Below are 401 nucleotides of genomic sequence, written 5' to 3'. Positions count from 1 at the left end.
TACGGGTAAAAAAGGAACGAGTAAGAGTCAAAGTCAGACATATTATTTTGACATTGAAAAATGCAAAGTATGTCCAATGAGAGAGGGCTGTTATAAAGAAGGCGCAAAAAGTAAAACATATTCTGTCACAATTAAGTCGGATACACATGCCGAACAAGAGGCATTTCAAAATACGGAAGCATTTAAGCAATTAGCCGCAAATCGCTACAAAGTAGAAGCGAAGAATAGTGAATTAAAAAACGGACACGGGTACGATACGGCATCGACTGCGGGTCTATTTGGCATGGAAATTCAAGGTGCTACAACGATATTCGCTGTCAATTTGAAACGGATATTAAAGCTACTAAATGAAAATGAATAAGGAATAGAGACAGAAATAAGGCGCTTCCTGTTCAAAATCG

1 protein-coding gene is annotated in these 401 nt (G+C 37.9%); it reads left to right on the top strand.

The window, feature by feature from the left end:
- A partial coding sequence (locus C7Y47_RS24745; protein WP_185903607.1) for a transposase occupies positions 1–361 on the top strand: 361 nt, incomplete at its 5' end.
- Positions 362–401: the final 40 nt, after the last annotated feature.

The sequence above is a fragment of the Lysinibacillus sphaericus genome (genome assembly GCF_006864135.1).
In the GTDB taxonomy this organism is placed as follows: domain Bacteria; phylum Bacillota; class Bacilli; order Bacillales_A; family Planococcaceae; genus Lysinibacillus.
The sequence above is the reverse complement of the archived record's forward strand: the minus strand, read 5'-3'. Positions and strand labels throughout refer to the sequence as shown.